This is a genomic window from Marinibacterium sp. SX1, assembly GCF_050389775.1.
Classification (GTDB): Bacteria; Pseudomonadota; Alphaproteobacteria; order Rhodobacterales; family Rhodobacteraceae; genus Marinibacterium.
This window is the reverse complement of sequence record NZ_CP177144.1, coordinates 88,505-109,052: the sequence shown is the minus strand read 5'-3', so window position 1 is coordinate 109,052 and position 20,548 is coordinate 88,505. Positions and strand designations below refer to the sequence as shown.

At 68.3% G+C, this 20,548-nt stretch carries 20 protein-coding genes; 11 read left to right on the top strand and 9 right to left on the bottom strand.

Translation table 11 applies throughout. The features are described from left to right. Positions 1-7 precede the first annotated feature (7 nt). The 4 genes from holA to ACK3BB_RS00490 all read right to left on the bottom strand — a co-directional run bounded on the left by holA (position 8) and on the right by ACK3BB_RS00490 (position 4,708). Positions 8-1,036, bottom strand: a complete 1,029-nt coding sequence (holA, locus tag ACK3BB_RS00505) for a DNA polymerase III subunit delta (RefSeq protein ID WP_428926773.1) — start codon at positions 1,034-1,036, stop codon at positions 8-10. Next, positions 1,033-1,590: an LPS assembly lipoprotein LptE gene (gene lptE, locus ACK3BB_RS00500; protein WP_428926772.1), complete on the bottom strand. Its 558-nt coding sequence runs from the start codon at positions 1,588-1,590 to the stop codon at positions 1,033-1,035. The genes holA and lptE overlap by 4 nt, the downstream gene beginning before the upstream one ends. Beyond that, the gene (gene leuS / locus ACK3BB_RS00495) at positions 1,577-4,144 is read right to left on the bottom strand and encodes a leucine--tRNA ligase (protein WP_428926771.1); all 2,568 of its coding nucleotides are present in this window, start codon (positions 4,142-4,144) and stop codon (positions 1,577-1,579) included. The genes lptE and leuS overlap by 14 nt, the downstream gene beginning before the upstream one ends. 90 nt (positions 4,145-4,234) lie before the next feature. Beyond that, a complete protein-coding gene (locus ACK3BB_RS00490; RefSeq protein ID WP_428926770.1) occupies positions 4,235-4,708 on the bottom strand; it encodes a DUF3576 domain-containing protein in 474 nt (157 codons plus the stop codon). Positions 4,709-5,275: 567 nt separating this feature from the next. On the opposite strand from ACK3BB_RS00490, the gene ACK3BB_RS00485 reads away from it, so the two are divergent. The 3 genes from ACK3BB_RS00485 to ACK3BB_RS00475 all read left to right on the top strand — a co-directional run bounded on the left by ACK3BB_RS00485 (position 5,276) and on the right by ACK3BB_RS00475 (position 8,997). Beyond that, positions 5,276-6,205, top strand: a complete 930-nt coding sequence (locus tag ACK3BB_RS00485) for a porin (protein WP_428926769.1) — start codon at positions 5,276-5,278, stop codon at positions 6,203-6,205. Between the two features lie 660 nt (positions 6,206-6,865). Beyond that, positions 6,866-7,786 carry a porin gene (locus ACK3BB_RS00480; protein WP_428926768.1) on the top strand — a complete coding sequence of 307 codons (921 nt, stop codon included), beginning with the start codon at positions 6,866-6,868 and terminating at the stop codon, positions 7,784-7,786. 551 nt (positions 7,787-8,337) lie between these two features. Continuing rightward, complete coding sequence (locus ACK3BB_RS00475; protein ID WP_428926767.1) at positions 8,338-8,997, top strand: YggS family pyridoxal phosphate-dependent enzyme; 660 nt, start codon at positions 8,338-8,340, stop codon at positions 8,995-8,997. Positions 8,998-9,011: 14 nt separating this feature from the next. Here the strand turns inward: ACK3BB_RS00475 and ACK3BB_RS00470 are convergent, their stop codons facing one another. Both ACK3BB_RS00470 and ribA read right to left on the bottom strand, forming a co-directional pair. Next, on the bottom strand, positions 9,012-9,461 hold the full coding sequence (locus ACK3BB_RS00470) for a L,D-transpeptidase family protein (RefSeq protein ID WP_428928792.1): 450 nt from the start codon (positions 9,459-9,461) through the stop codon (positions 9,012-9,014). An 80-nt stretch (positions 9,462-9,541) separates the two neighbouring features. Continuing rightward, the gene (gene ribA / locus ACK3BB_RS00465) at positions 9,542-10,612 is read right to left on the bottom strand and encodes a GTP cyclohydrolase II (protein ID WP_428928791.1); all 1,071 of its coding nucleotides are present in this window, start codon (positions 10,610-10,612) and stop codon (positions 9,542-9,544) included. Positions 10,613-10,793: 181 nt separating this feature from the next. Here ribA and ACK3BB_RS00460 point away from each other — a divergent pair, with 181 nt between their 5' ends. Continuing rightward, positions 10,794-11,480 carry a response regulator transcription factor gene (locus ACK3BB_RS00460; protein ID WP_428926766.1) on the top strand — a complete coding sequence of 229 codons (687 nt, stop codon included), beginning with the start codon at positions 10,794-10,796 and terminating at the stop codon, positions 11,478-11,480. A gap of 236 nt (positions 11,481-11,716) precedes the next feature. Here ACK3BB_RS00460 and ACK3BB_RS00455 read toward each other — a convergent pair whose 3' ends face one another. Then, positions 11,717-13,120, bottom strand: coding sequence for a pyridoxal phosphate-dependent decarboxylase family protein (locus ACK3BB_RS00455; protein WP_428926765.1), 1,404 nt, complete (start codon positions 13,118-13,120; stop codon positions 11,717-11,719). 94 nt (positions 13,121-13,214) lie between these two features. Here ACK3BB_RS00455 and ACK3BB_RS00450 point away from each other — a divergent pair, with 94 nt between their 5' ends. From ACK3BB_RS00450 to ACK3BB_RS00440, 3 genes are all read left to right on the top strand, one after another. Continuing rightward, positions 13,215-14,003: an exodeoxyribonuclease III gene (locus ACK3BB_RS00450; RefSeq protein WP_428926764.1), complete on the top strand. Its 789-nt coding sequence runs from the start codon at positions 13,215-13,217 to the stop codon at positions 14,001-14,003. 415 nt (positions 14,004-14,418) lie between these two features. Continuing rightward, on the top strand, positions 14,419-14,910 hold the full coding sequence (locus ACK3BB_RS00445) for an N-acetyltransferase family protein (RefSeq protein ID WP_428926763.1): 492 nt from the start codon (positions 14,419-14,421) through the stop codon (positions 14,908-14,910). Between the two features lie 164 nt (positions 14,911-15,074). Further along, the gene (locus ACK3BB_RS00440) at positions 15,075-15,266 is read left to right on the top strand and encodes a hypothetical protein (RefSeq protein ID WP_428926762.1); all 192 of its coding nucleotides are present in this window, start codon (positions 15,075-15,077) and stop codon (positions 15,264-15,266) included. Positions 15,267-15,340: 74 nt separating this feature from the next. Here ACK3BB_RS00440 and alaE read toward each other — a convergent pair whose 3' ends face one another. Beyond that, entirely contained in the window at positions 15,341-15,760 is a 420-nt protein-coding gene (alaE, locus tag ACK3BB_RS00435) for an L-alanine exporter AlaE (RefSeq protein WP_428926761.1), read from the bottom strand. 167 nt (positions 15,761-15,927) lie between these two features. On the opposite strand from alaE, the gene ACK3BB_RS00430 reads away from it, so the two are divergent. The 3 genes from ACK3BB_RS00430 (at position 15,928) to ACK3BB_RS00420 (ending at position 17,738) form a co-directional block, all read left to right on the top strand. Beyond that, complete coding sequence (locus tag ACK3BB_RS00430) at positions 15,928-16,848, top strand: tetratricopeptide repeat protein (RefSeq protein ID WP_428926760.1); 921 nt, start codon at positions 15,928-15,930, stop codon at positions 16,846-16,848. A gap of 27 nt (positions 16,849-16,875) precedes the next feature. After that, positions 16,876-17,520 carry an LON peptidase substrate-binding domain-containing protein gene (locus tag ACK3BB_RS00425; protein WP_428926759.1) on the top strand — a complete coding sequence of 215 codons (645 nt, stop codon included), beginning with the start codon at positions 16,876-16,878 and terminating at the stop codon, positions 17,518-17,520. Positions 17,521-17,585: 65 nt separating this feature from the next. Then, positions 17,586-17,738, top strand: a complete 153-nt coding sequence (locus tag ACK3BB_RS00420; RefSeq protein WP_428928790.1) for a Trm112 family protein — start codon at positions 17,586-17,588, stop codon at positions 17,736-17,738. 137 nt (positions 17,739-17,875) lie between these two features. Here the strand turns inward: ACK3BB_RS00420 and ACK3BB_RS00415 are convergent, their stop codons facing one another. Then, positions 17,876-19,102, bottom strand: a complete 1,227-nt coding sequence (locus ACK3BB_RS00415; RefSeq protein ID WP_428928789.1) for a UbiH/UbiF/VisC/COQ6 family ubiquinone biosynthesis hydroxylase — start codon at positions 19,100-19,102, stop codon at positions 17,876-17,878. 84 nt (positions 19,103-19,186) lie between these two features. Here ACK3BB_RS00415 and ACK3BB_RS00410 point away from each other — a divergent pair, with 84 nt between their 5' ends. Beyond that, positions 19,187-20,518: an amidase gene (locus ACK3BB_RS00410; protein WP_428926758.1), complete on the top strand. Its 1,332-nt coding sequence runs from the start codon at positions 19,187-19,189 to the stop codon at positions 20,516-20,518. Positions 20,519-20,548: the final 30 nt, after the last annotated feature.

The window sequence follows — 20,548 nt, the reverse complement described above, 5'->3', positions numbered from 1 at the left end:
GCGCAGGCTAGCCGGCCCGCGACAGCATGGCGAGCCGGATCAGCGCCCGTTCGACCAGGGCCATGGCCGGGGCGGTCTGGCCGGCCGAGCGCAGGGCCAGGTCGGTGTCGGTCAGCAGGGTCAGCGCGGTCTGCAGCCGGTCGGGCCCCCAGGCCTGGGCCTGGCGCACGACCTTGTCGCGGCGCGGGCCGTAGAGTGGCGGGCGCAGGCGGCCGACGCCGGCGGCCGGCCCGCCGGGATCGGCGGCCGCGGCATAGAGCAGGCGGAAATGGCGCATCGCGGCGATGACGATGGCCACGGCATTGACGCCCTGGCCCTGCAGCCGGCGTACCAGCGGCCCGATCTCGGCGCCCCGGCCGGTGGCCACGACCTCGATCAGCGTGTCGGTGCCGGCTTCGGTCGAGCGCGGGGCGCAGGCCTCGATATCGTCGATCGACAGCGGAGCGGCATCGCCGCGCTTGTAGAGCGCGATCTTGTCGACGGTCTGGGCGAAATCGCCGGGGCTCAGCTCCTGGGCCAGGGCGGTCAGCGCCCCGGCGCTGTCGCCGGGAATGTCGCGCAGCCCGGCCTCGCCCAGCACGCGCTCGATCTCGGCCCGGGTCGGCGGGTTGTCGTAGATCGCCGCGACCACGGCCCGGCGATGGCCTTCGAAGAGCTTGCGCAGCTTGGATGCCGGTTTCAGCGCCCCGGCCGTGACCAGCACAAAGGCATCCCCCGGGGCCCAGTCGTCCAGCGCGGCGGCCACGGCGGCATGGGCCGCATCGGGGGCCTCTTCGACAAAGACCGCCCGCGGGCCGGGAAAGAACCCGGTGGCCTTGACCGCGTCGAGCAGCTGGGCCGGATCCTTGCGCAGATCGGCCCCGGGCAGCCGGGCCAGGCGCATTTCCTCTTCGGCATTGGCCCCCAGCAGGGCCTTGAGCACCTGCTGGCGCTTGAGCGCCACGCGCATGCCGTCCTGGCCATAGATCAGCAGGCCCGAGCGATCCGCCTCGGGCCGGGCCAGGAAGGCATCGGCATCGCGGGCGGAGAGCTTCATGAGCCCTGGCCGCCCAGCGGGTCGGGGGGCAGGGCGCCGTCGGCCTCGGGATCGGCCGGGCGCAGCGGGGCGTCGATGTCGACGGCAGTGTAAAGCTCGGCCACCAGCTGGTCGGCCAGGATGACCATCAGCCGGCGCACGGCGTCGCGTTCAGCCGACAGGGTGTCGACGGTCGAACCCGAGGCCGAGTAGCTGGCGAAATTGCTGATCCGGCCTTCGGCCATGATCGCGCCATCGGTCCGGCGGGACATCTTGTAGCGCACCCGGCCGATCAGGTTGTAGCGCGTGATATCGCCCGAGGCCGTCACGGCCTGGCCCGATTCGACCGTGGTGATCGTGTAGGCCAGGTCATAGGCCGGGTTGGTCGGCCGGCCGATCTTGTCCTCGATCCGGCGGACCAGCAGGTAATCTTCCTCGCTGTCGGGCTCGGTGGCCAGAACGCGGTTCTGCAGGGCCGAGCCGATGCCGTCCGGCCCGTAGACCGGGGTAAAGCCGCAGCCCGCCGCCAGGAGCGGCAGGGCCAGCAGCAGGCTTCTGCGATCAGACCACCACATTCACGATCCGGCCCGGCACGACGATGACCTTCTTGGGGGTGCCCCCGTCGAGCGCCTTCTGAACGGCGTCCTCGGCCAGGGCCATGGCCTCGACCGCGGCCTTGTCGGCATCCTTGGGCACCGAGATTTCCGCCCGGCGCTTGCCGTTGACCTGCACCGGAAGGGTGACCGTGTCCTCGACCAGGTATTGCTCGTCGGCCACCGGCCAGGGCGCGGTGGTCACCATGCCCTCGCCGCCCTGGGCCTCCCAGATGGCTTCGGCCAGGTGGGGGGTCATCGGGGCCATGAGCTGGGCCAGGGTGCGGATGGCCAGGCCCTGGGCCTCTTTCCCGGCCTTCGATTTCGAGACCAGGTTGGTAAAGGCGTAAAGCTTGGCGATCGCGGCGTTGAAGCCGAAGCTTTCGATGCCCTGGGTCACGTCGAAGATGGCCTTGTGGGTCGCCCGGATCAGCGCGTCGTCCTCCTCGCCAGGCTCGGCCGAGCCCATCTCGGAGATCTTGACCGACAGCGCCCAGACCCGGCCCAGGTGCCGCGCGGCGGCCTCGGCCCCGGCGGCGGTCCATTCGACATCGCGTTCCGGCGGGCTGTCGGACAGCACGAACCAGCGCGCCGTGTCGGCCCCGAAATCAGCGATGATCGACAGCGGGTCGACCACGTTGTTCTTCGACTTGGACATCTTGGCCGAGGGGATGACCTCGACCTCGGCGCCGGTCTCCCTGAGGAAGGCCTTGCCGTCCTTCAGGTCGATCTCTTCGGGATAGTGATAGACCGGCCGGCCGTTGGCGCCGGGGCTCTGGTAGATCGCATGGGTCACCATGCCCTGGGTGAACAGCGCGTCGAAGGGCTCGCGCGCGCTGTCGGGCAGGTGGCCGGTGACGTTCATCGCCCGGGCGAAGAAGCGCGAATAGAGCAGGTGCAGGATCGCGTGTTCGATGCCGCCGATATACTGGTCGACATTCATCCAGTAATCCGCGTCTTCCATGACCGTCGGCGTCGTGGCGCGCGGCGCGGTGAAGCGGGCGTAATACCACGAGCTGTCGACGAAGGTGTCCATCGTGTCGGTCTCGCGCTGCGCCGGCTTGCCGCATTTCGGGCAGGCCACGTCGCGCCAGCGGGGATGGCGGTCCAGCGGGTTGCCGGGGATCGAGAAATCGATCGCCTTGCCGTTGCCATCGTCATAGGGCAGCTCGACCGGCAGGTTTTCCTTGTTCTCGGGCACCACGCCGCAATCGGCACAATGCACGACCGGGATCGGGCAGCCCCAGTAGCGCTGGCGCGACAGGCCCCAGTCGCGCAGGCGGAATTTCTCGACCCCGGTGCCGAGGCCCCTGGCTTCGAGGTAATCGATCGTGGTGTCGATGGCCTCCTGCCCGGTGGCCACGTCGAGCCCGGCGAAATGGTCGACCCATTTCACCTTTTCGGTCTTGGCCGGCACGAATGCCTCGGTGTCGACGGGCGTTGCATCGTCGAGCGCAAAGAACGTGTCGGTGACGGGCAGGCCGTACTTGCGGCAGAAATCGAGGTCGCGCTGATCGTGCGCCGGGCAGCCGAAGATCGCCCCGGTGCCGTAATCCATCAGGATGAAATTGGCGATCCAGACCGGCAGTTCCCAATCGGGGTTCAGCGGGTGTTTCACCTTGATCCCGGTGTCAAAGCCCAGCTTCTCGGCCTTTTCGATGGCTTCCTCGGTCGTGCCGCCCTTGCGGCATTGGGCCACGAATTCGGCAACCTGGGGGTTCCGGGCCTCAAGGTCCTTGGCAATCGGGTGATCGGGCGAGATGCCGACGAAGGACGCGCCCATCAGCGTGTCGGGCCGGGTGGTGTAAACCTCGATCTCGCCGCCGTCGGTGCGGGTGAAGGCAAATTGCAGGCCGCGCGACTTGCCGATCCAGTTCTGCTGCATCAGCTTGACCTTGGCCGGCCAGCTGTCCAGCCCGTCGATGGCATCGAGCAATTCCCCGGCCATGGACGAGATGTTGAAGAACCATTGCGTCAGCTCGCGGCGTTCGACATCGGCGCCCGAGCGCCAGCCCTTGCCGTCGATCACCTGTTCATTGGCCAGCACGGTCATGTCGACCGGGTCCCAGTTGACCACGGCGTTCTTGCGATAGACCAGCCCGGCTTCGAGCATGTCGAGGAACAGCGCCTGCTGCTGGCCGTAATATTCCGGGTCACAGGTGGCGAATTCGCGGGTCCAGTCGATCGACAGGCCCAGCGGCTTCATCTGGTCCTTCATCGTGGCGATGTTGGAATAGGTCCAGTCACGGGGATGCCCGCCCGAGGCCATGGCCGCGTTCTCGGCCGGCATGCCGAAGGCGTCCCAGCCCATCGGGTGCAGCACCGAATGGCCGGTGGCCAGCTTGTAGCGCGCGATGACGTCGCCCATCGTGTAATTGCGCACGTGGCCCATATGGATGCGGCCCGAAGGATAGGGGAACATTTCCAGCACGTAGTACTTGGGCTTGCCCGGCTGGCGTTCCGCCTTGAAGACATTGGCCTTGTCCCAGGCTTGCTGCCACCTGGCCTCGATCTCGGCTGCGGAGTAACGCGACATGGGTTTCTTGGTCCTTGCAGATGCGAAAACGCCGGGCTCTGGCGGCCCGGCGTCGTGAATAGGGGGAAAACGCTGGTGATGCCAGAGGATCTAGCGGCCGCCGTCCTCGATGCGTAGCTGGCGGGCCCGCGACAGGATCGCGTCCTCGACCGCCCGGGTGGTCGCGGCATTGACCGGCCCGCCGCGCGATTGCAGCGAGACCGACAGCGACCGGGCATCCAGCGCGGGGTCAGAGATATGCACGGTGGCGCGGTAGGACGTGCCGCCGCCCGGAGGTGTGCCGTAGCCGGTGACGATGAGGCCGGTGAACGGGTCGACCGTCTGCACCGGCAGGAAGTTCAGCACGTCCAGCGAGGCCGACCAGAGGTAGCGGTTGACCTGCACCTCGGCCTCGACATCGGGGCGGTTGAACAGCGTCCAGATCGTCGAATCCGTCTGGTTGCGCAGCTCGTCGCTGTCGGTGATGGTCTGGGGCGAACCCGCAGACGTCGTGCTTGCCGAATTGCCGCAACCGGCCACCAGCGCGACAAGCGCGAGACTTCCCATGATCTTCTGCCAGCTCATACCCATCGTCTTCCGAAGCCAGATCCGTTTCGACATACCTCTAGAGAAGCCGGGGCGGCTCAACAAGTCCCCTCCCGGCCCAAGCGTGTTCCGACAGGCATGACCGCGCGGCGGCGACGCCCGCCGGTCGCCGGGCTGCCGTCTCTTGCGCCACGCGGGCAACGCCCCCGCGAAAACCCCGACAAACACCTGCCATGGCCCGCCCCGGGGGTGGTGGCCGGCCCGGCCGATGGCCCTGAAAACGCCCGTCCTGCGGTCGCGGAACGGCCCGTCGGAGGCTGCCGGCAAAGCTTCCGCTGGGGCATGCAGGCATGAGCCAAAACTGGCTGACAACCCCCCTTGTCAGATTGTCGCACCCCTTGATTTCGAAAACTGGCCGGACGTCGTGCAGGCTCTCGAAATCGTGGTTGCGAAGATGCATCTTTCGGTGATCCGGGTCTTGAAATTCGATCGGCGGCCATTGTGCTTCCGGTGTCAAAAGCCCACTTGCCCCTCAAGCGCCGGTTATGCCCAAGGCATTGCCGGTGCGGTAAAAAATTCTGACGATCACATCAAAAAAGCGAGATCATGATGAGAACTCTCGTCGTTTCGACCGCTCTGGTGCTTTGCGCCGGTGCAGCGGCCGCTCAGGTGTCCTTCAGCGGTTACGGCCGCTTCGGCCTTGGCTACCAGGAAAACCGGACCACGGAAGATGTCGCCCTCGTGTCGCGCTTCCGTCTGAACATCGACGGCAAGGCTGTCACCGACGGCGGTGTCGAATTCTCGGCACGGGTCCGTCTGCAGGCAGACGACTCGCCCAGCGTCAACGAACAGAACGGCGCCACGCTGAACGGTGCACGGTTCTCGTCGATCTACCAGGGCTTCCGCCTGGACGTGGGTAACGTGTCGGGTGCCTTCGACGATTCCGACGCCTACTTCGGCTTCGAGCCGGGCCTCGAGGAATTCACCGGTCAATACGCCGGTGTCGACTATGAATTCCTGGAATACGACAGCACGGGCTCGGGCTCGAACGCCGTCTTCGCCAGCTATGCAACCGGCCCCTTCGCCGTTGGCGCGTCGTATGACCCCGATGCCGCCGGTGGCAACGACCGTTGGGACGTTGGCGCATCCTATGCGTTCAACAACTACTCGGTCTACGCCGCATACGGTGAGAACGAAGCTGAACAAAGCCTGCTGGTCTTCGTGCTCGGCGCGGAATTCGACCGGTTCTCGGGCAACCTGTTCATCGGTGACGAAGACCTGAACCTGGCGGCCGGCGCTCCCGAGACCGACGGCATGGTCTATGGTGCATCGCTGGGCTTCGACGTCGGCGCGGCAACCTCGATCCTGGCCTCCTACGGTTCGGGTGACGGCGACGCCGACACCGAATCCTACGCCATCGGTGTTGTCCACGACCTGGGCGGCGGTGTGTCGCTGCGCGGTGGTATCGGTGCCGAAGGCCCGAAAAACGGCTCGACCGACGTGATCGGCGACTTCGGTGTCCACTTCAACTTCTGATGCCTGACGGTCGCCCGGCAACGGGCGGCCAGCATCATCGGACCCGGTGCGCGCGGGTCGCCTGATCCGCGCGCATCACACAGGGCCATCCGTTCCGGCCGGTTTCGCGGCGGACGGGCAGGGTGGCCGGCGGGCCACGGTGGCCAACGCGGGCAGGTCCCCTCGTCCTGTACTTGCGTCTCCTCCGCGGTTCTGCGATCAGACCTTCCCGGCGACGGGGCCCCGCGCGGGCCCGACCGCGGGGACCCTTCGGGCAGGGCGGGTGGCACCGCGCCCGGGCGGACGGACGCGACGGACAGGTCGTCGAACTCTGCCGTGATTCTGCCATGCTCCCGCGGGGACCACCCCCGGAGCACAGCGCGCCGCAATCGGCCCGATGCTGGCCCAGGCCAGCCGGGCCACGCGCGCCCACCGCACCCTTGGGTGCTGTTCCACAACCGGAAAACGCGACTTGCGGCCCTTGTTCACACGGATATGGGGCCGCGATCACGGGCCCTCACGATCACTGTGACATCCTTGCACCAATTTCGGCGTGATTGGGGCGGCCCCCAAAGCGCAACCTTGTGCAAGACCCCTCAAAAGAGCGACACGAGGTTCATACCCAAGCAGGTGCCTGTCCGCATTGGTTTGGGCCGCGAAATCTAAAACCGAGGGAACATCATGAAAAAGACCCTTATCACCTCGACCGCAATGGTCCTGCTGGCTGGCGCAGCCGCAGCACAGGTGTCCTTCAGCGGCTACGGCCGTTTCGGTCTGGGCTACAACGAGAACCGCGTGTCGGAAGACATCGCCCTGGTCTCGCGTTTCCGCCTGAACATCGACGGTAAAGCCGTCACCGACGGCGGCGTCGAGTTCTCGGCACGTGTCCGTCTGCAAGCCGACGACACCCCGGCGATCAACGAGCAGAACGCAGCGACCCTCAACGGCGCACGTTTCTCGGTCATCTACGGCGGCCTGCGTGTTGACGCCGGCAACGTGGCCGGTCAGTTCGACAACATGGTCAACTACTACGGCTTCGAGCCGGGCCTGGAAGCCTTCACCGGCCAGTACGTCGGTGTTGACTACTCGTTCCTGGGCTACTCGTCGACCGGTGCCGGCTCCAACGCCGTGTACGTGAACTACGCCGCTGGCGGCTTCTCGTTCGGTGCATCGTATGACCCGAACGTCGCAGCCAACAACGATCGCTGGGACGTGGGCGCCGCCTACACCTGGAACAACTTCACCGGTGCTGTCACCTACGGTGAAAACGAAAACGATCAGAGCCTGGTCATCGTGACCCTCGGCGCCGACTTCGACCGCTTCTCGGGCACCGTCCTGATCGGTGACGAAGACCTGGGCGCAGGCGCAACCAACGACGGCACCGTCTACGGTCTGTCGCTGTCGTTCGACGTTGGCGCAGCCACCTCGATCCAAGCCTCCTACGGCTCGGGTGAAGGTGACAGCGACACCGAAGGCTACGGCATCTCCTTCGTCCACGACCTGGGCGGCGGCGTTTCGCTGAAAGGCGGCATCGGCCAGCAAGCAGCCAAGAACGCCTCGGACAACGTCATCGGCGACCTGGGTGTGGTCTTCAACTTCTGATAGTTGAAACCATCGACAGATTTGGGCGCGCTCAACCGAGCGCGCCCTTTTCTTTTGGGGCCATGGCGCGTGGTCGGCAACCCGGGACGGCTGGCGCAGATGTCCTGACACCGGCCGCATGACGGGGCCGCAAGTGCCGGGTCGGCGGTCAACGCAAGCGCGGGTTCCGCGCGCAACAGCGGCGAAAGCCCGGGCCGCAGCGGCGCGGCAAGGTCTGGCTTCGGCGGCGCCGCAGGGCTGAACGGTCCGGTTTCGGTATCGCGATGGGTCTGCCACGTTGCATTTCGGGCGGTGCGGCGGGGCTGCGAGGTTCGGTTTAGACGGCACGGCTGGATCGCAAACCCCGGTTCCGGCGGTGTGGTGGGATTGCAAGCCCGTCCACAGGCGGTGGCACGTGACTGCGAGCCCGTTCACGGCGGCGCGGCGGGATTGACCGCCGGGGCAATCAGTCGGGCGGGGCCGTCTATCGTGCCGGTCTAGAGTGCCCGGGGTCTTTCAATTTCCGGCGCTTTTGTGTTTTGTCCCGGCCAGACCGGGAAGGAACCAGACACATGGCGCTCGACGACATTCGCAACCGCATCACCCAGGCCGAACGGGCCGCCGGCCGGCCCCAAGGCTCGGTCCGGCTGATCGCCGTGTCCAAGGTTCAGCCACTCGACCGGGTCGAGGCCGTGCTGGACGCCGGCCACCGGATCTTTGGCGAGAACAAGGTGCAGGAAGCGGCCGGCAAATGGCCCGCCTTCCGCGAGCGCTTTGACGGGGTCGAGCTGCACCTGATCGGGCCGTTGCAGACCAACAAGACCCGCCAGGCCATGGAACTGGCCGATGCGATCCATTCGGTCGACCGGCCCAAGCTGGCCAATACCCTGGCCCGCATCGCACAGGAACGCGGGGCCTGCCCGGATCTCTTCATCCAGGTCAACACCGGCGAGGAAGAGCAGAAGGCCGGGGTCATGCCGGCCGAGGCCGACGGGTTCATCGCCGACTGCCGCGGGCTGGACCTGCCGGTGCGCGGGCTGATGTGCATCCCCCCGGCCGATGAAGAACCCAGCCTGCATTTCGCCCTGCTGGCCAAGATCGCGGCGCGCAACGGGCTGGACGGGTTGTCGATGGGCATGAGCGCCGATTTCGAAAGCGCCATTGCCCTGGGCGCGACCCATGTGCGGGTTGGCTCGGCCATCTTCGGCGACCGGGTGCCCCCGGCAGCCTGACCGCATCGAATCCCCTAGCGCACGATCAGCCGCGCGCCGGCGGCCAGCCGTTCGGTGACCCAGCGCAGGTGATCGCGGCGCAGGGCCACGCAGCCTTCGGTGGGATAGCCTGGCCGGCGCCATTGGTGGATGAAGATCGCCGAGCCCCGGCCCGGCTGGGCCTCGGGCCAGTTCCAGTCGGTCACCAGGGCAATGTCGTAAAGCGGATCGGCCCGGCGCAGCCGTTCGTGGCTGAACCCGTGCGGGGCGGGCACAAGATGGTTGTAGGCCGGATCGCGAATGTCGTCCGACCACAGGTCTCCGGGCCGGATCGGCTGGGCGCCACCGATCGGGCTGGCCAGCCTGTCGGGGCGGTAGAGCACGCCGACGATGGCATGGGCGCCGCGGGGCGTGGCCCCGTCGCCCTCGCGCTTGTCGCTGCGGATGCCGCCGCGCCCGATCGAACAGGGAAACAGCCGGCCCATGAAGCGCAGGCCCCGGGGCGTCAGAACCAGGTCGCCCGGCCCCTGTCCGGCAATCCTTTCCTGTGCGGCAAGCGGCCCGGTCACAGCAGGTGGCCCGACTTGGCCGCCTTGGTCGCCAGGTAGGCCCGGTTATGGGCGGTTTCGCCCACTTTCAGCGGCACCCGTTCGGTCACGGCGATGCCGGCCTTTTCCATCATGGCGATCTTGCCGGGATTGTTGGTCAGCAGGCGGACCGAGGAAAAGCCCAGTTCCTTGAGAATCTCGGCGCCCAGCCGGAAATCGCGTTCGTCATCCTCGAATCCCAGCCGGTGATTGGCCTCGACAGTGTCGAACCCCTGATCCTGCAGGCTGTAGGCCCGCATCTTGTTGGCCAGCCCGATGCCGCGGCCTTCCTGGTTGAGATAGAGCAGCACACCTTCGCCCTCGGTGCCCATCATCGCCAGCGCCCCGCGCAGCTGGGGGCCGCAATCGCATTTCAGCGAGCCCATCAGGTCGCCGGTGAAACAGGCCGAATGCAGCCGGGCCAGCACCGGGCGGTTGCGGTCGGGGCGGCCGATCTCGATGGCATAATGTTCCTCGCCGCCGTCATCGGGGCGGAAGACATGCAGCCGGCCGGCCTCGGAGACCTCCATCGGCAGGCGGGCGCTGACGATGTCGTGCAGGGGCGAGCTGATGCCCAGCTGGCCGCGGGCCTGGTCGAGGTCGATCAGCGTCAGCCCGGCTTCGGCGGCCACGGCCCGGCCGTCGGCCACGGGCACGACGAGGCAGGCCGGCAGAAGGCGGGCCGACTTGGCCAGTTGCAACGCGGCGCGGTGCAGGTCGGCGGGGCCGTCGCGCTGGGTGGTCAGCGGGCCTTTCATTGGTGTTTTCAGATCGTCGGCCGGATCGGCCACGGCCTGGACCCAGTCGCGCCCGGCGTCGCCCGGCAGCAGCACCCGGGCCAGGTCGCCGTCATAGGCCCGGGCCTTGAGCGTGGCCGCCCGTCGCCCGGTGATGGCCATGACGGCCGGGCCCATGGCGCGCAGGTCGGCCAGCCGGTCGGCGGTCAGGGTTTCGGCCGGCACGGCCAGCGCGGCCTGGCCGGCCTGGACCAGCACCACGGGCACGCCCATGCGCAGATCGGCCCGCGCCCGGGCCAGGCGTTCCGGCATCGAAAGGGTCAGGGTCACGGCAGGGATCCGATTGCTTGAAATACCGCCGTTTTCGCTACGCGATTTTGCAACGGAAGTGAAACAAAACCCGCGCGGGGCACACGACGACGTGAAGCCTTTGCAGGAAATCTTGTTCTGGCGGGAGCGGTTTCCATGTTCTGACGAAACAGGAGTACGCTACATGGCCCAGCTGAAGAAAATCCTTCTGGTTGATGATGATGACGACCTGCGTGACGCGCTGAGCGAACAGCTGGTCATGACCGAGGATTTCGACGTGTTCGAAGCCGGCGACGGCCACAGCGCGATGGAACGCGCGAAGGAAGCACTTTACGATCTGATCATTCTGGACGTCGGCCTGCCCGACACCGACGGGCGCGAGCTGTGCCGGTTGATGCGCAAGCAGGGGATCAAGGCGCCGGTGCTGATGCTGACCGGCCATGACAGCGATGCCGACACGATCCTGGGCCTGGATGCCGGGGCGAACGATTACGTGACCAAGCCGTTCAAGTTCCCGGTCCTGCTGGCCCGCATCCGCGCCCAGCTGCGCCAGCACGAACAATCCGAGGACGCGGTGTTCCAGCTGGGGCCCTATACGTTCAAGCCGTCGATGAAGCTGTTGATCACCGAGGACGACCGCAAGATCCGGCTGACCGAGAAGGAGACGAACATCCTCAAGTTCCTCTACCGCTCGACCGATGGCGTTGTGGCCCGCGACGTGCTGTTGCACGAGGTCTGGGGATACAACGCCGGGGTGACGACCCACACGCTGGAAACCCATATCTATCGCCTGCGCCAGAAGATCGAGCCGGACCCGTCGAATGCGCGGCTGCTGGTCACGGAAAGCGGCGGATATCGCCTGGTTGCGTGATCCGGACGGGCTTTGCGACGTAATGATTAAGGAATTGGTAGCAATTTTAGTGTAATTCTACGGTATCCCGCGCATGCCCGGGCATAGGCATGCACCTCCCTGTTGGACCTGGCCGGGCCTCGTGCCCGGCCTTTTTTCGTGGCACCGGGGCGCCCGGATGTGGGCCGGGCGCGAGTGGTGATGGCCGGCCGGATACTTGGAAAGAGAAAGAAGCAGCGGCCGGTCAGCCGGCGCGATCAGGCCAGAAGGGCGCTCAGGGCGGCGATGGCGGCATGGATATCGTCGCCGGTGGTGCGGTGGTTGACGATGGCGGCGCGCAGGCAGGGGCGCCCGTCGACCGTGCCGGTCGAGAAGACGGCGGTGCCATCCAGTTGAAGCCGGGCGGCCAGGGCGGCAGGATCGTGGCCTGGGGTGAAGATGCAGCAGACGTTCGAGATGACCGGGGTGGCCAGGTCCATGCCCGGGGTGGTGCGGGCCAGCTCGCCCATCAGCGCGGCCTGGCGGCAATTGTCGGTGATGGCGCGGGAGAAGGCGGCCGAGCCGTGGGTGGCGATGGCGGCCCAGGCCTTGAGGGCCGCGAAGCCGCGCGACAGGTCCATGCCATAGTCGCAGAACCAGTGATCGCCGCCGGCCAGGCCTTCGGCGGCCGAGGCCAGGTAATCGGGCCGGGCGGTGAAGGCGGCGCGATGGGCCGCGGCATCGGCGATGAGGCAGGCTCCGCAGGCATAGGGCACGCCGATCCACTTGTGCAGGTCCAGGGCGATGCTGTCGGCGCGGTGCAGGCCCCGGGCCAGGTCGCGCCAGGGCGCCTCGGCCAGGCGGATCCAGAAGCCGAAGGCCGCGTCGACATGCAGCCAGATGGACAAGTGCCGGGCAATGTCGGCCAGGGCATCGAGATCGTCGAAGGCGCCGATGCCGACCGAGCCGGCGGTGCCGACGATGGCCAGCGGGGTGATGCCCCGGGCGCGGTCGGCGGTGATGGCCCGTTGCAGGGCGGCCGGGTCCATGCGCTGGTCGGCGGTGGGGGGGATCCGGGTCAGGCTGTCGCTGCCGTGGCCCATGATTTCAAGGGCCTTGGCCACGCAGGAATGGCCGCCCTCGGCGATGTAGACGCGCACGGGGGGCAGGCCGGCCAGGCCGGTGCGGCGGATGTCGGTGCCGAACAGCCGGGCGCGGGCCGTGGTCAGGGCCAGGATCGTGGCCTGCGAGGTGCCGCCGGTCAGGATGCCCGAGGCCTCGGGGGCCATGCCGGCAACGTCGTGCAGATAGGACAGGACGGCGCGTTCGACATCCGTGGCGCCCTGCCAGCGGCCGCCGGTATTGGCGTTCATCGTGGCGGCGACCAGCTCGGCCCCGACCGACACGGGCAGGCCCGAGCCATGGACCCAGCCCCAGAACCGCGGATGGGTGTTGCCCGTGGCCTGGGCCATGATCGGGCCGGTCATCCGGGCAAAGACGGCATCAAGCGCCTGGGGCGCACCGTCTAGGGCCACGCTGTCGGCAAAGTCGTCGGGCACCGGGCGCCAGGGCAGGCTGCGGGTGGCTTCCATGCGGGCGAGGCAGGCATCGAGCAGCCCGTGCATCTGTTCGGAGAAGTCGTCCCAGTCGGTGGGGTCGAGGTGGTGGCCTTCGTCTGTCATGGGCCGACAGAAACCGGGCGGATCGCCGCCGTCAAGCCGGTTGGAATGGTCGGCCAGCTGCGATAGGGCAGGGGTGCTTTTCCGGAGACATGCCATGCCCTTCACCCTTGCCACCTGGAACATCAATTCGGTCCGCCTGCGGGCGGACCTGGTCACGCAGCTGCTGCGCGAGGAAGGGCCGGACGTGCTCTGCCTGCAGGAATGCAAGTCGCCGGTCGACAAGATTCCCTTCGGGCTGTTCAAGGCCCTGGGCTACGAGCACATGGTGGCCCGCGGGCAGAAGGGCTACAACGGGGTGGCTATCCTGTCGAAACTGCCGATCGAAGACGCCGGCGACCGCGATTTCGCCCGGCTGGGCCATGCCCGCCACGTGGCAGGGCGGCTGGAAAACGGGGTGACGATCCACAATTTCTACGTGCCGGCGGGGGGCGACAAGCCGGACCGCGAGGTGAACGAGAAATTCGGCCAGAAGCTGGATTACCTCACCGAGATGCGCGACTGGTTCCGGGAAGAGACCCCGCAAAAGGCCATCCTGGTCGGTGATCTCAACATCGCCCCGCGCGAGGATGATGTCTGGAACCACAAGCAATTGCTCAAGGTGGTCAGCCACACGCCGATCGAGGTCGAACACCTGGGCGAAACCCAGGACGCCGGCAAATGGGTGGATATCACCCGGCAGGACATTCCCGAGGGCAATCTGTATTCCTGGTGGTCCTACCGGTCGCCCGATTGGGATGCGGCGGACAAGGGTCGCCGGCTGGATCATGTCTGGGCCACGCCCGATATTTCCAACGCCGGCCACGGCAGCCGCATCCTGCGCGCGGTCCGGGGCTGGGAAAAGCCGTCGGACCATGCGCCGGTCTTTGCCAGCTTCGACCTGTGACGGCGCGGGTGCCCCGGGAATGGGGCATCCGGTGTGCCATATGACATCAAAAGGGGGTCGGGGCGGGGCTTGCCGGCCGGCAGCCTTTCGGGGCGCGGCTACCCGGCCCTGTGTTGCGGGTCCGCACCGGCCCGGCGGATGTGCCCGGCGGACGGGGCGGAGAAAGGCCGGTGGGACCGGCCTTGCCTACGGCGTGGATACTTTCAAAGAGAAAGAAGCAGGAGCGCGTGCCCTTGTTCATCCGGCGCACACGCGGCCAAGGGATGGCCGGGCCTGCCGCCCATGAGCGTCGGGTGGGAAGGGGGCGGCACGCTGCTGCTTCTTTCTCTTTCCAAATATCCGGCCCTGTCCCACCCGCCCGACGCGCCTTTGGGCAAGGGCGGTGGGCCGGCGGGCGCATGGAGGGCGACGGGGAATGACCGGTGATTTGACCATCCGGTCGGCAGGCGAGGCGGATATTCCGCGCCTCCTCGATCTCTACCGGCATCTCAACCCCGACGACCTGCCCGCCGACCCAAAGCAGGCGCGGGACGCGCTGGCCCGGCTGGTGGTCATCCCGGGCAGTGCCGTTCTGCTGGCCGAAGACACGGACCCGACCGAGGCCGGGGGCGCCGGGACGCTGGTCGGTTCGGTCACGCTGGTTGTCATCCCCAACCTCTCGCGGAGCGCCGCGCCCTATGCGCTGATCGAAAACGTCGTGACCCATGCCGAGCACCGCCGGCGCGGGATCGGCCGGGCCCTGTTGCACGACGCCGCCCGCCGGGCCTGGGCCGAAGGCTGTTACAAGGTCATGCTGATGACCGGGTCGACCCGGCCATCGACACTTGCATTCTACCGCGCCGCCGGGTTCACGCAGGACAAGACCGGCTTTCAGATGCGCCGCCTCGGCCGGCGCAGGGACGGCTGAACCCGACCTCTGCTGCCGCTAACCGCCCGTCAAGCCGGCGGAAACCGGCCCCGACCGGCTGACCTCTGCCGATGGACAGGTGCAAATCGGGAAACCGTTTGGCAGCCGCGCCGCGCGCCCTAGGCTTTGGTCACGTGTACGAAACCAAACGGGGGACACAGATCATGAAACTGTTCCACTTCGCCGCCGGCGCTCTTCTTCTGGCCGTTGCGGCCTGTTCGCAGCCCGAGCCCGAGCCGGTCTACCTGCAGCCCACCTACGAGGGCAAGGCGGGCGAGCCGACCTGTCCGGCGGGTTATGCCCTGTCGACGCTGGACTCGGGCGCGCTGGTCTGCGCACCGCTGCCGCCGGCCTGATCCGGGCCTGATCCGGGCCAGACCCGACCGCCACCGGGCCCATGCCGGGCCGGGGGCCGCCGCGCCCGCGCAGGTCATCCGCCCTGCGCGGGCGCTGTCGTTCCGGCCATCCGGCGCACGCCGTCCAGGAACAGGCCGAAGGGCCGGCCGATCACCAGCATCAGCAGGGTGCCCGACAGGCAGGCTGCCAGGATCTCGGCCCGCGACGCACCGGCCACGGCCAGCGTGGCGGCATAGACCGGCACCTGAAAGCCCAGGAAGGCGGCCGTATCGACAAGGGTGCGCCCCAGGGCCCGGCGGGGGGCGATCCGGCGCAGCAGCAGGTCGCGCCACAGCCCGTAGGGCCGGGCGGTCAGGATCATCACCGGGATCATGATCAGCCGGGCCACCAGCACGCGCCGCGGCTCCATCCCCGCGATGACCAGCTCGCTGAATGCGGCCAGGCAGGTGAAGAACAGCACCGTTGCCACGGTATCGACCAGGAAGGCTTTCATCCCCTGCCGATAGCACCGCCCCGGCCCGGACAAAAGCCCGGGCGGCGGGCGAGACATGCGCCCCGGCGTGGCAGCGCGGCCCAAGAGCCGAGGCGATGCACCGCGCCCCCTTGGTTTCCCGGCCGGGCGCCGTCATATAGGGGGCAAGCGCGAAGGAGATGAGGCACATGATGGATTTGATGTCGGGCGCAGGCAGCGCCCCCGCGGAAGACCTGATCAAGGACAGCAGCGAAGCGACCTTCATGGCCGACGTGGTCGAGCAGTCGCAGACCGTGCCCGTCATCGTCGATTTCTGGGCGCCCTGGTGCGGCCCGTGCAAGACGCTTGGCCCGGCGCTGGAAAAGGCCGTGACCGCCGCCAAGGGCGCGGTGAAGATGGTCAAGATCAATGTCGACGAGAACCAGATGCTGTCGGGCCAGCTGCAGATCCAGTCGATCCCCACGGTCTATGCCTTCTGGCAGGGCCAGCCGGTCGACGGGTTCCAGGGCGCGCTGCCCGGCTCCGAGATCGACGCCTTTGTCGAGCGGGTGATTGCCGCATCGGGCGGCGAGGCGCCGGGCGCCGGGCTGGATGATGCCGTCGAGGCCGCCGAGGCCATGCTGGCCGAAGGTGCGGCCGTGGACGCGGCCCAGACCTTTGCCGCCGTGCTGGGCGAAGACCCCAACCATGCCGCGGCGTACGGCGGCCTGGTCCGGGCGCATATCGCCATGGATGACCTCGACCAGGCCGAAGCCGTGCTGAACGGCGCCCCGGCCGAGATTTCCGCCTCGGCCCCGCTGGAAGCCGCCCATGCCCAGCTGGAACTGGCCCGCCAGGCCGCCGGTGCCGGCCCGCTGGCCGAGTTGACGGCAGCGGTGGATGCCACGCCCGACGATCACCAGGCGCGATTCGACCTGGCCCTGGCGCTGCATGCCAACGGCCAGGTGGAGGAGGCCGTCGACCAGCTGCTCGACCTGTTCCGGCGCGATCGCGAATGGAACGACGGTGCGGCAAAGGCCCAGCTCTTCACGATCTTCGACGCGCTCAAGGCGAACGATCCGGTGGTTCTGAACGGGCGGCGCAAGCTGAGCTCGATGATATTTGCCTGAGCGCCCGACAGGGCTAGATGTGACGCCATGATCAAGCCCACGGACCTGCCCGAGACGATTGCCGTTTTTCCCTTGCCCGGGGCGCTGCTGCTGCCCCGGTCGCGCCTGCCGTTGCATATCTTCGAGCCGCGCTACCTGCAGATGCTGGAAGATGCGCTCAAGACCCCCGAACGGCTGATCGGCATGGTCCAGCCCAACGAGGTGCCCGGGCGCGAGGCCGGCACCGGGCTGTACACCATCGGCTGTGCCGGGCGGCTGACCCAGTTTTCCGAAACCGAGGACGGGCGTTACCTGGTGACGCTGACGGGCGTGTCGCGGTTCCGCGTCCTGCGCGAGGTCGAGGGGTTCACGCCCTACCGGCGCTGCGATGTCAGCTGGGACGGGTTCGGCCGCGACCTGGGCGAGACGGAAGAGGACCAGGGGTTCGACCGGCCGGGCTTCCTGCGCTTGCTCGAACGGTTCTTCTCGGCCCAGAAACTGTCGACGGACTGGGACACGCTGAAAGAGGCCGAGGATGAATTGCTGGTCAATTCGCTGTCGATGCTTCTGGATTTCGATCCCGAGGACAAGCAGGCCCTGCTGGAAGCGCCGTCGCTGCCGACCCGGCGGGAAACGCTGGTGACGCTGATCGAATTTGCCCTGCGCGGCGGGGCCGAGGAGCGGCTGCAATGAGCGACAAGCCGGTGAAACCCCAAGGCGACAACGACACGGGCCGCCATGGCGACACCGACCGCCAGATGCTGGAAACGCTGGTCTGCCCGCTGACCCAGACCGTCCTGGAATATGATGCGGCGCGCCAGGAACTGGTGTCGAAACCCGCCCGGCTGGCCTTCCCTATCCGCAACGGCATCCCGATCATGCTGGTGGACGAGGCGCGCAAACTCGGCTGATCCGCCGGTGGCCGGTCGGCCAACGGGATATTTGGAAAGAGAAAGAAGCAGCAACCTTGGCGCCCCGTCCCTGCGGCGGGCAGGCGGCGTCCGGTCTGCTGCTTCTTTCTCTTCTCAAATATCCGGCCTGCACGTCCTCACAGGGGCTGGCCCTTCAGAAGTCGCGGCACGTCGCCCGCCACCCCGGCGGCTTCGCGGATCAGCCCGCGGCGCAGCGAGGGCAGGGCGCCGACCAGGCCCATGCCCAGGCCACGGCCCAGGCGCAGAAGGGCATTGTCGTTCGAGAACAGCCGGTTGAACACATCCGTGGCCAGCGCAAGGCTGACCGTATCGGCCCGGCGCCATTGCGCATAGCGGTCCAGAACATCCGCGGCACCCGGGTCTTCGCCTCGGCGGCAGGCCATGGCCAGCACCTCGGCCAGCGCGCCCACGTCGCGGAGCCCGGCGTTCAGCCCCTGGCCCGCGATCGGGTGCACCCCGTGGGCCGCATCGCCCACCAGGGCCAGCCGGTCATCGACCATCCGCCGGGCCAGCGTCAGGTCCAGCGGATAGGTGAACCGCTTGCCGGCCAGCGACAGCCCGCCCAGCACATCGCCGAACCGGGGCGCCAGGGCTGTCAGGTAATCCTCGGGCGGCATCGCCTGGATCCGCGCGGCCAGCGCCGTTTCCTCGCTCCAGACGATCGAACACCGGTTCCCCTTGAGCGGCAGGATCGCCAGCGGGCCCTGCGGCAGAAAGATCTGCCGGGCCACGCCGTCGTGGGGCCGGTCGTGCGACAGGGCGCAGACCAGTGCCGTCTGGCCGTAGCGCCATTGCAACCGCCCGATCCCCGCCCGCTGGGCCGTGCCGCTGCGCCGCCCGTCCGAGCCGACCAGCAACCGCCCGCTCAGCTGCCGGCCATCGGCCAGCTCGACCATGGCCCGGCCCGGCTCGACCGACTGGCCGGTCACCCGCGCGCCGGTCATCAGGTTCACCCGCGGCTCGGCCTCCATCGCCGCCAGCAGGGCCGGGCGCAGGTGGCGGTCCTCGACCATGTAGCCCATCGGCCCGTCTTCGATCTCGGCATGGTCGAAGGCCAGCCCGAAGGGTCCGGGGCCCTGGCCGACCTGGCCGTCCGACACCGCGATGTCGAGGATCGGCTGGGCCTCGCCGGCCACCGCCGGCCAGACCCCCAGCGCCGAAAGCAGCCGTTGCGACGCCAGGGCCAGGGCATAGGACCGCCCGTCGAACCCCGGCTCGCCCAGCGCATCGGCGGCCACCGCATCGATCACCACCGAGCGCAGGCCGCATTGGGCCAGCGCCAGGGCCAGCGCCGGGCCGGTCAGCCCGCCGCCGACGATCAGCACATCGTAATCCGTGTTCATGTCCCGCAATATGGCCATGGCTTCGGGATTGTCCACGGTCCACACTGTCGCTACCGTCTCTGCAACGCAGAAAGAGGGTGCGACATGCAGGACTGGTTGACGATGAGCGCGGTTGCGCTGGGGCGGGACATTGCGGCGGGCCGGATCGACCCGGTCGACCTGGCCGAGACCTGCCTGGCGGCCATCGACGGCCATGCCCATGCTCCGGCCATCTATGCCCGCGTCACCCATGACCGCGCCCGGGCCGAAGCCGAGGCGGCCCGGAAACGGGCCGAAGAGGGCCGCCGCCTGTCGCCGCTGGACGGTGTGCCGGCCAGCTGGAAGGACCTGGTCGACACTGCCGGCGTGGCCACCGAAGCCGGCACCGCCCTGCTGAAGGACCGCATCCCGGCCCGCGACGCCCCGGTCCTGCGCAATGCCACGCGCATGGGCATGGTCTGCCTGGGCAAGACCCACATGTCCGAACTGGCCTTTTCCGGCCTGGGCTACAACCCGGTCACCGGCACCCCGCCCAATGTCAACGACCCCGAGGCCGTGCCGGGCGGGTCGTCCTCGGGCGCGGCGGCCTCGGTGGCCTTTGGCCTGGCCCCGCTGGGCATCGGGTCCGACACCGGCGGATCGGTGCGCGTGCCGGCCGCCTGGAACGACCTCGTCGGCCTCAAGACCACGACCGGCCGGCTCAGCCTGGACGGCATCGTGCCGCTCTGCCCGCGGTTCGACACCATCGGCCCGCTGACCCGCAAGGTCGAGGATGCCGCCCTGGCCCTGGCCGCGATGGAAGGCCGCCGGGCGCCCGACCTGGCCGGCGCCGACCTGTCGGGCACACGCATCGCCGTGCTCGGGACCGTGGCCCAGGACGATCTGCGCGACGCCCCCGGCGCGGCCTTTGACAGCGCCCGCGCCCGGATCGAGGCCGCCGGCGCGCGCATGGTGCCGCTGGACGTGCCCGAGCTGACCCAGGCCATGACCCTGTCCGGCGCGCTGTATGCCACCGAGGCCTATGGCCTCTGGCGCGACGTGATCGAGGCCGCGCCCGACCTTATGTATCCCCAGATCCTGGCCCGGTTCCGGGCCGGAGCCGAGTACTCGGCGCCCGATTACGTCGCGGCCTGGGCCGAGCTGGAGCGGTACCGGTCGATCTGGGCCGAGGCCACGGCGCCTTTCGATGCCGTGCTGATCCCGACGGCGCCGAACCTGCCGCCCAACCTTCGGCGGCTGAACGAGGATGCCGAATATTACCGGACCGAGAACCTGATTTCCCTGCGCAACACGCGGATCGGCAACCTGATGGGCCTGTGCGCCCTGACCCTGCCGACGGGCACGCCGTCCTGCGGGGTGACGCTGATGGGCCGGCCGGGCAGCGAAGACGCCCTGCTGCGCCTTGGCCTGGCCGCCGAGGCCGCGCTGGCCGCCTGATCCGGCAGGTGGGCGCATTGATCGGACGCA

Excerpts from the sequence above, each read along its gene's own strand:
- holA (WP_428926773.1), bottom strand. The coding sequence starts at position 1,036 with ATGAAGCTCTCCGCCCGCGATGCCGATGCCTTCCTGGCCCGGCCCGAG.
- lptE (WP_428926772.1), bottom strand. The coding sequence starts at position 1,590 with ATGTGGTGGTCTGATCGCAGAAGCCTGCTGCTGGCCCTGCCGCTCCTG.
- leuS (WP_428926771.1), bottom strand. The coding sequence starts at position 4,144 with ATGTCGCGTTACTCCGCAGCCGAGATCGAGGCCAGGTGGCAGCAAGCC.
- ACK3BB_RS00490 (WP_428926770.1), bottom strand. The coding sequence starts at position 4,708 with ATGAGCTGGCAGAAGATCATGGGAAGTCTCGCGCTTGTCGCGCTGGTG.
- ACK3BB_RS00485 (WP_428926769.1), top strand. The coding sequence starts at position 5,276 with ATGATGAGAACTCTCGTCGTTTCGACCGCTCTGGTGCTTTGCGCCGGT.
- ACK3BB_RS00480 (WP_428926768.1), top strand. The coding sequence starts at position 6,866 with ATGAAAAAGACCCTTATCACCTCGACCGCAATGGTCCTGCTGGCTGGC.
- ACK3BB_RS00475 (WP_428926767.1), top strand. The coding sequence starts at position 8,338 with ATGGCGCTCGACGACATTCGCAACCGCATCACCCAGGCCGAACGGGCC.
- ACK3BB_RS00470 (WP_428928792.1), bottom strand. The coding sequence starts at position 9,461 with ATGGGCCGGCTGTTTCCCTGTTCGATCGGGCGCGGCGGCATCCGCAGC.
- ribA (WP_428928791.1), bottom strand. The coding sequence starts at position 10,612 with ATGCCGGAACGCCTGGCCCGGGCGCGGGCCGATCTGCGCATGGGCGTG.
- ACK3BB_RS00460 (WP_428926766.1), top strand. The coding sequence starts at position 10,794 with ATGGCCCAGCTGAAGAAAATCCTTCTGGTTGATGATGATGACGACCTG.
- ACK3BB_RS00455 (WP_428926765.1), bottom strand. The coding sequence starts at position 13,120 with ATGACAGACGAAGGCCACCACCTCGACCCCACCGACTGGGACGACTTC.
- ACK3BB_RS00450 (WP_428926764.1), top strand. The coding sequence starts at position 13,215 with ATGCCCTTCACCCTTGCCACCTGGAACATCAATTCGGTCCGCCTGCGG.
- ACK3BB_RS00445 (WP_428926763.1), top strand. The coding sequence starts at position 14,419 with ATGACCGGTGATTTGACCATCCGGTCGGCAGGCGAGGCGGATATTCCG.
- ACK3BB_RS00440 (WP_428926762.1), top strand. The coding sequence starts at position 15,075 with ATGAAACTGTTCCACTTCGCCGCCGGCGCTCTTCTTCTGGCCGTTGCG.
- alaE (WP_428926761.1), bottom strand. The coding sequence starts at position 15,760 with ATGAAAGCCTTCCTGGTCGATACCGTGGCAACGGTGCTGTTCTTCACC.
- ACK3BB_RS00430 (WP_428926760.1), top strand. The coding sequence starts at position 15,928 with ATGATGGATTTGATGTCGGGCGCAGGCAGCGCCCCCGCGGAAGACCTG.
- ACK3BB_RS00425 (WP_428926759.1), top strand. The coding sequence starts at position 16,876 with ATGATCAAGCCCACGGACCTGCCCGAGACGATTGCCGTTTTTCCCTTG.
- ACK3BB_RS00420 (WP_428928790.1), top strand. The coding sequence starts at position 17,586 with ATGCTGGAAACGCTGGTCTGCCCGCTGACCCAGACCGTCCTGGAATAT.
- ACK3BB_RS00415 (WP_428928789.1), bottom strand. The coding sequence starts at position 19,102 with ATGAACACGGATTACGATGTGCTGATCGTCGGCGGCGGGCTGACCGGC.
- ACK3BB_RS00410 (WP_428926758.1), top strand. The coding sequence starts at position 19,187 with ATGCAGGACTGGTTGACGATGAGCGCGGTTGCGCTGGGGCGGGACATT.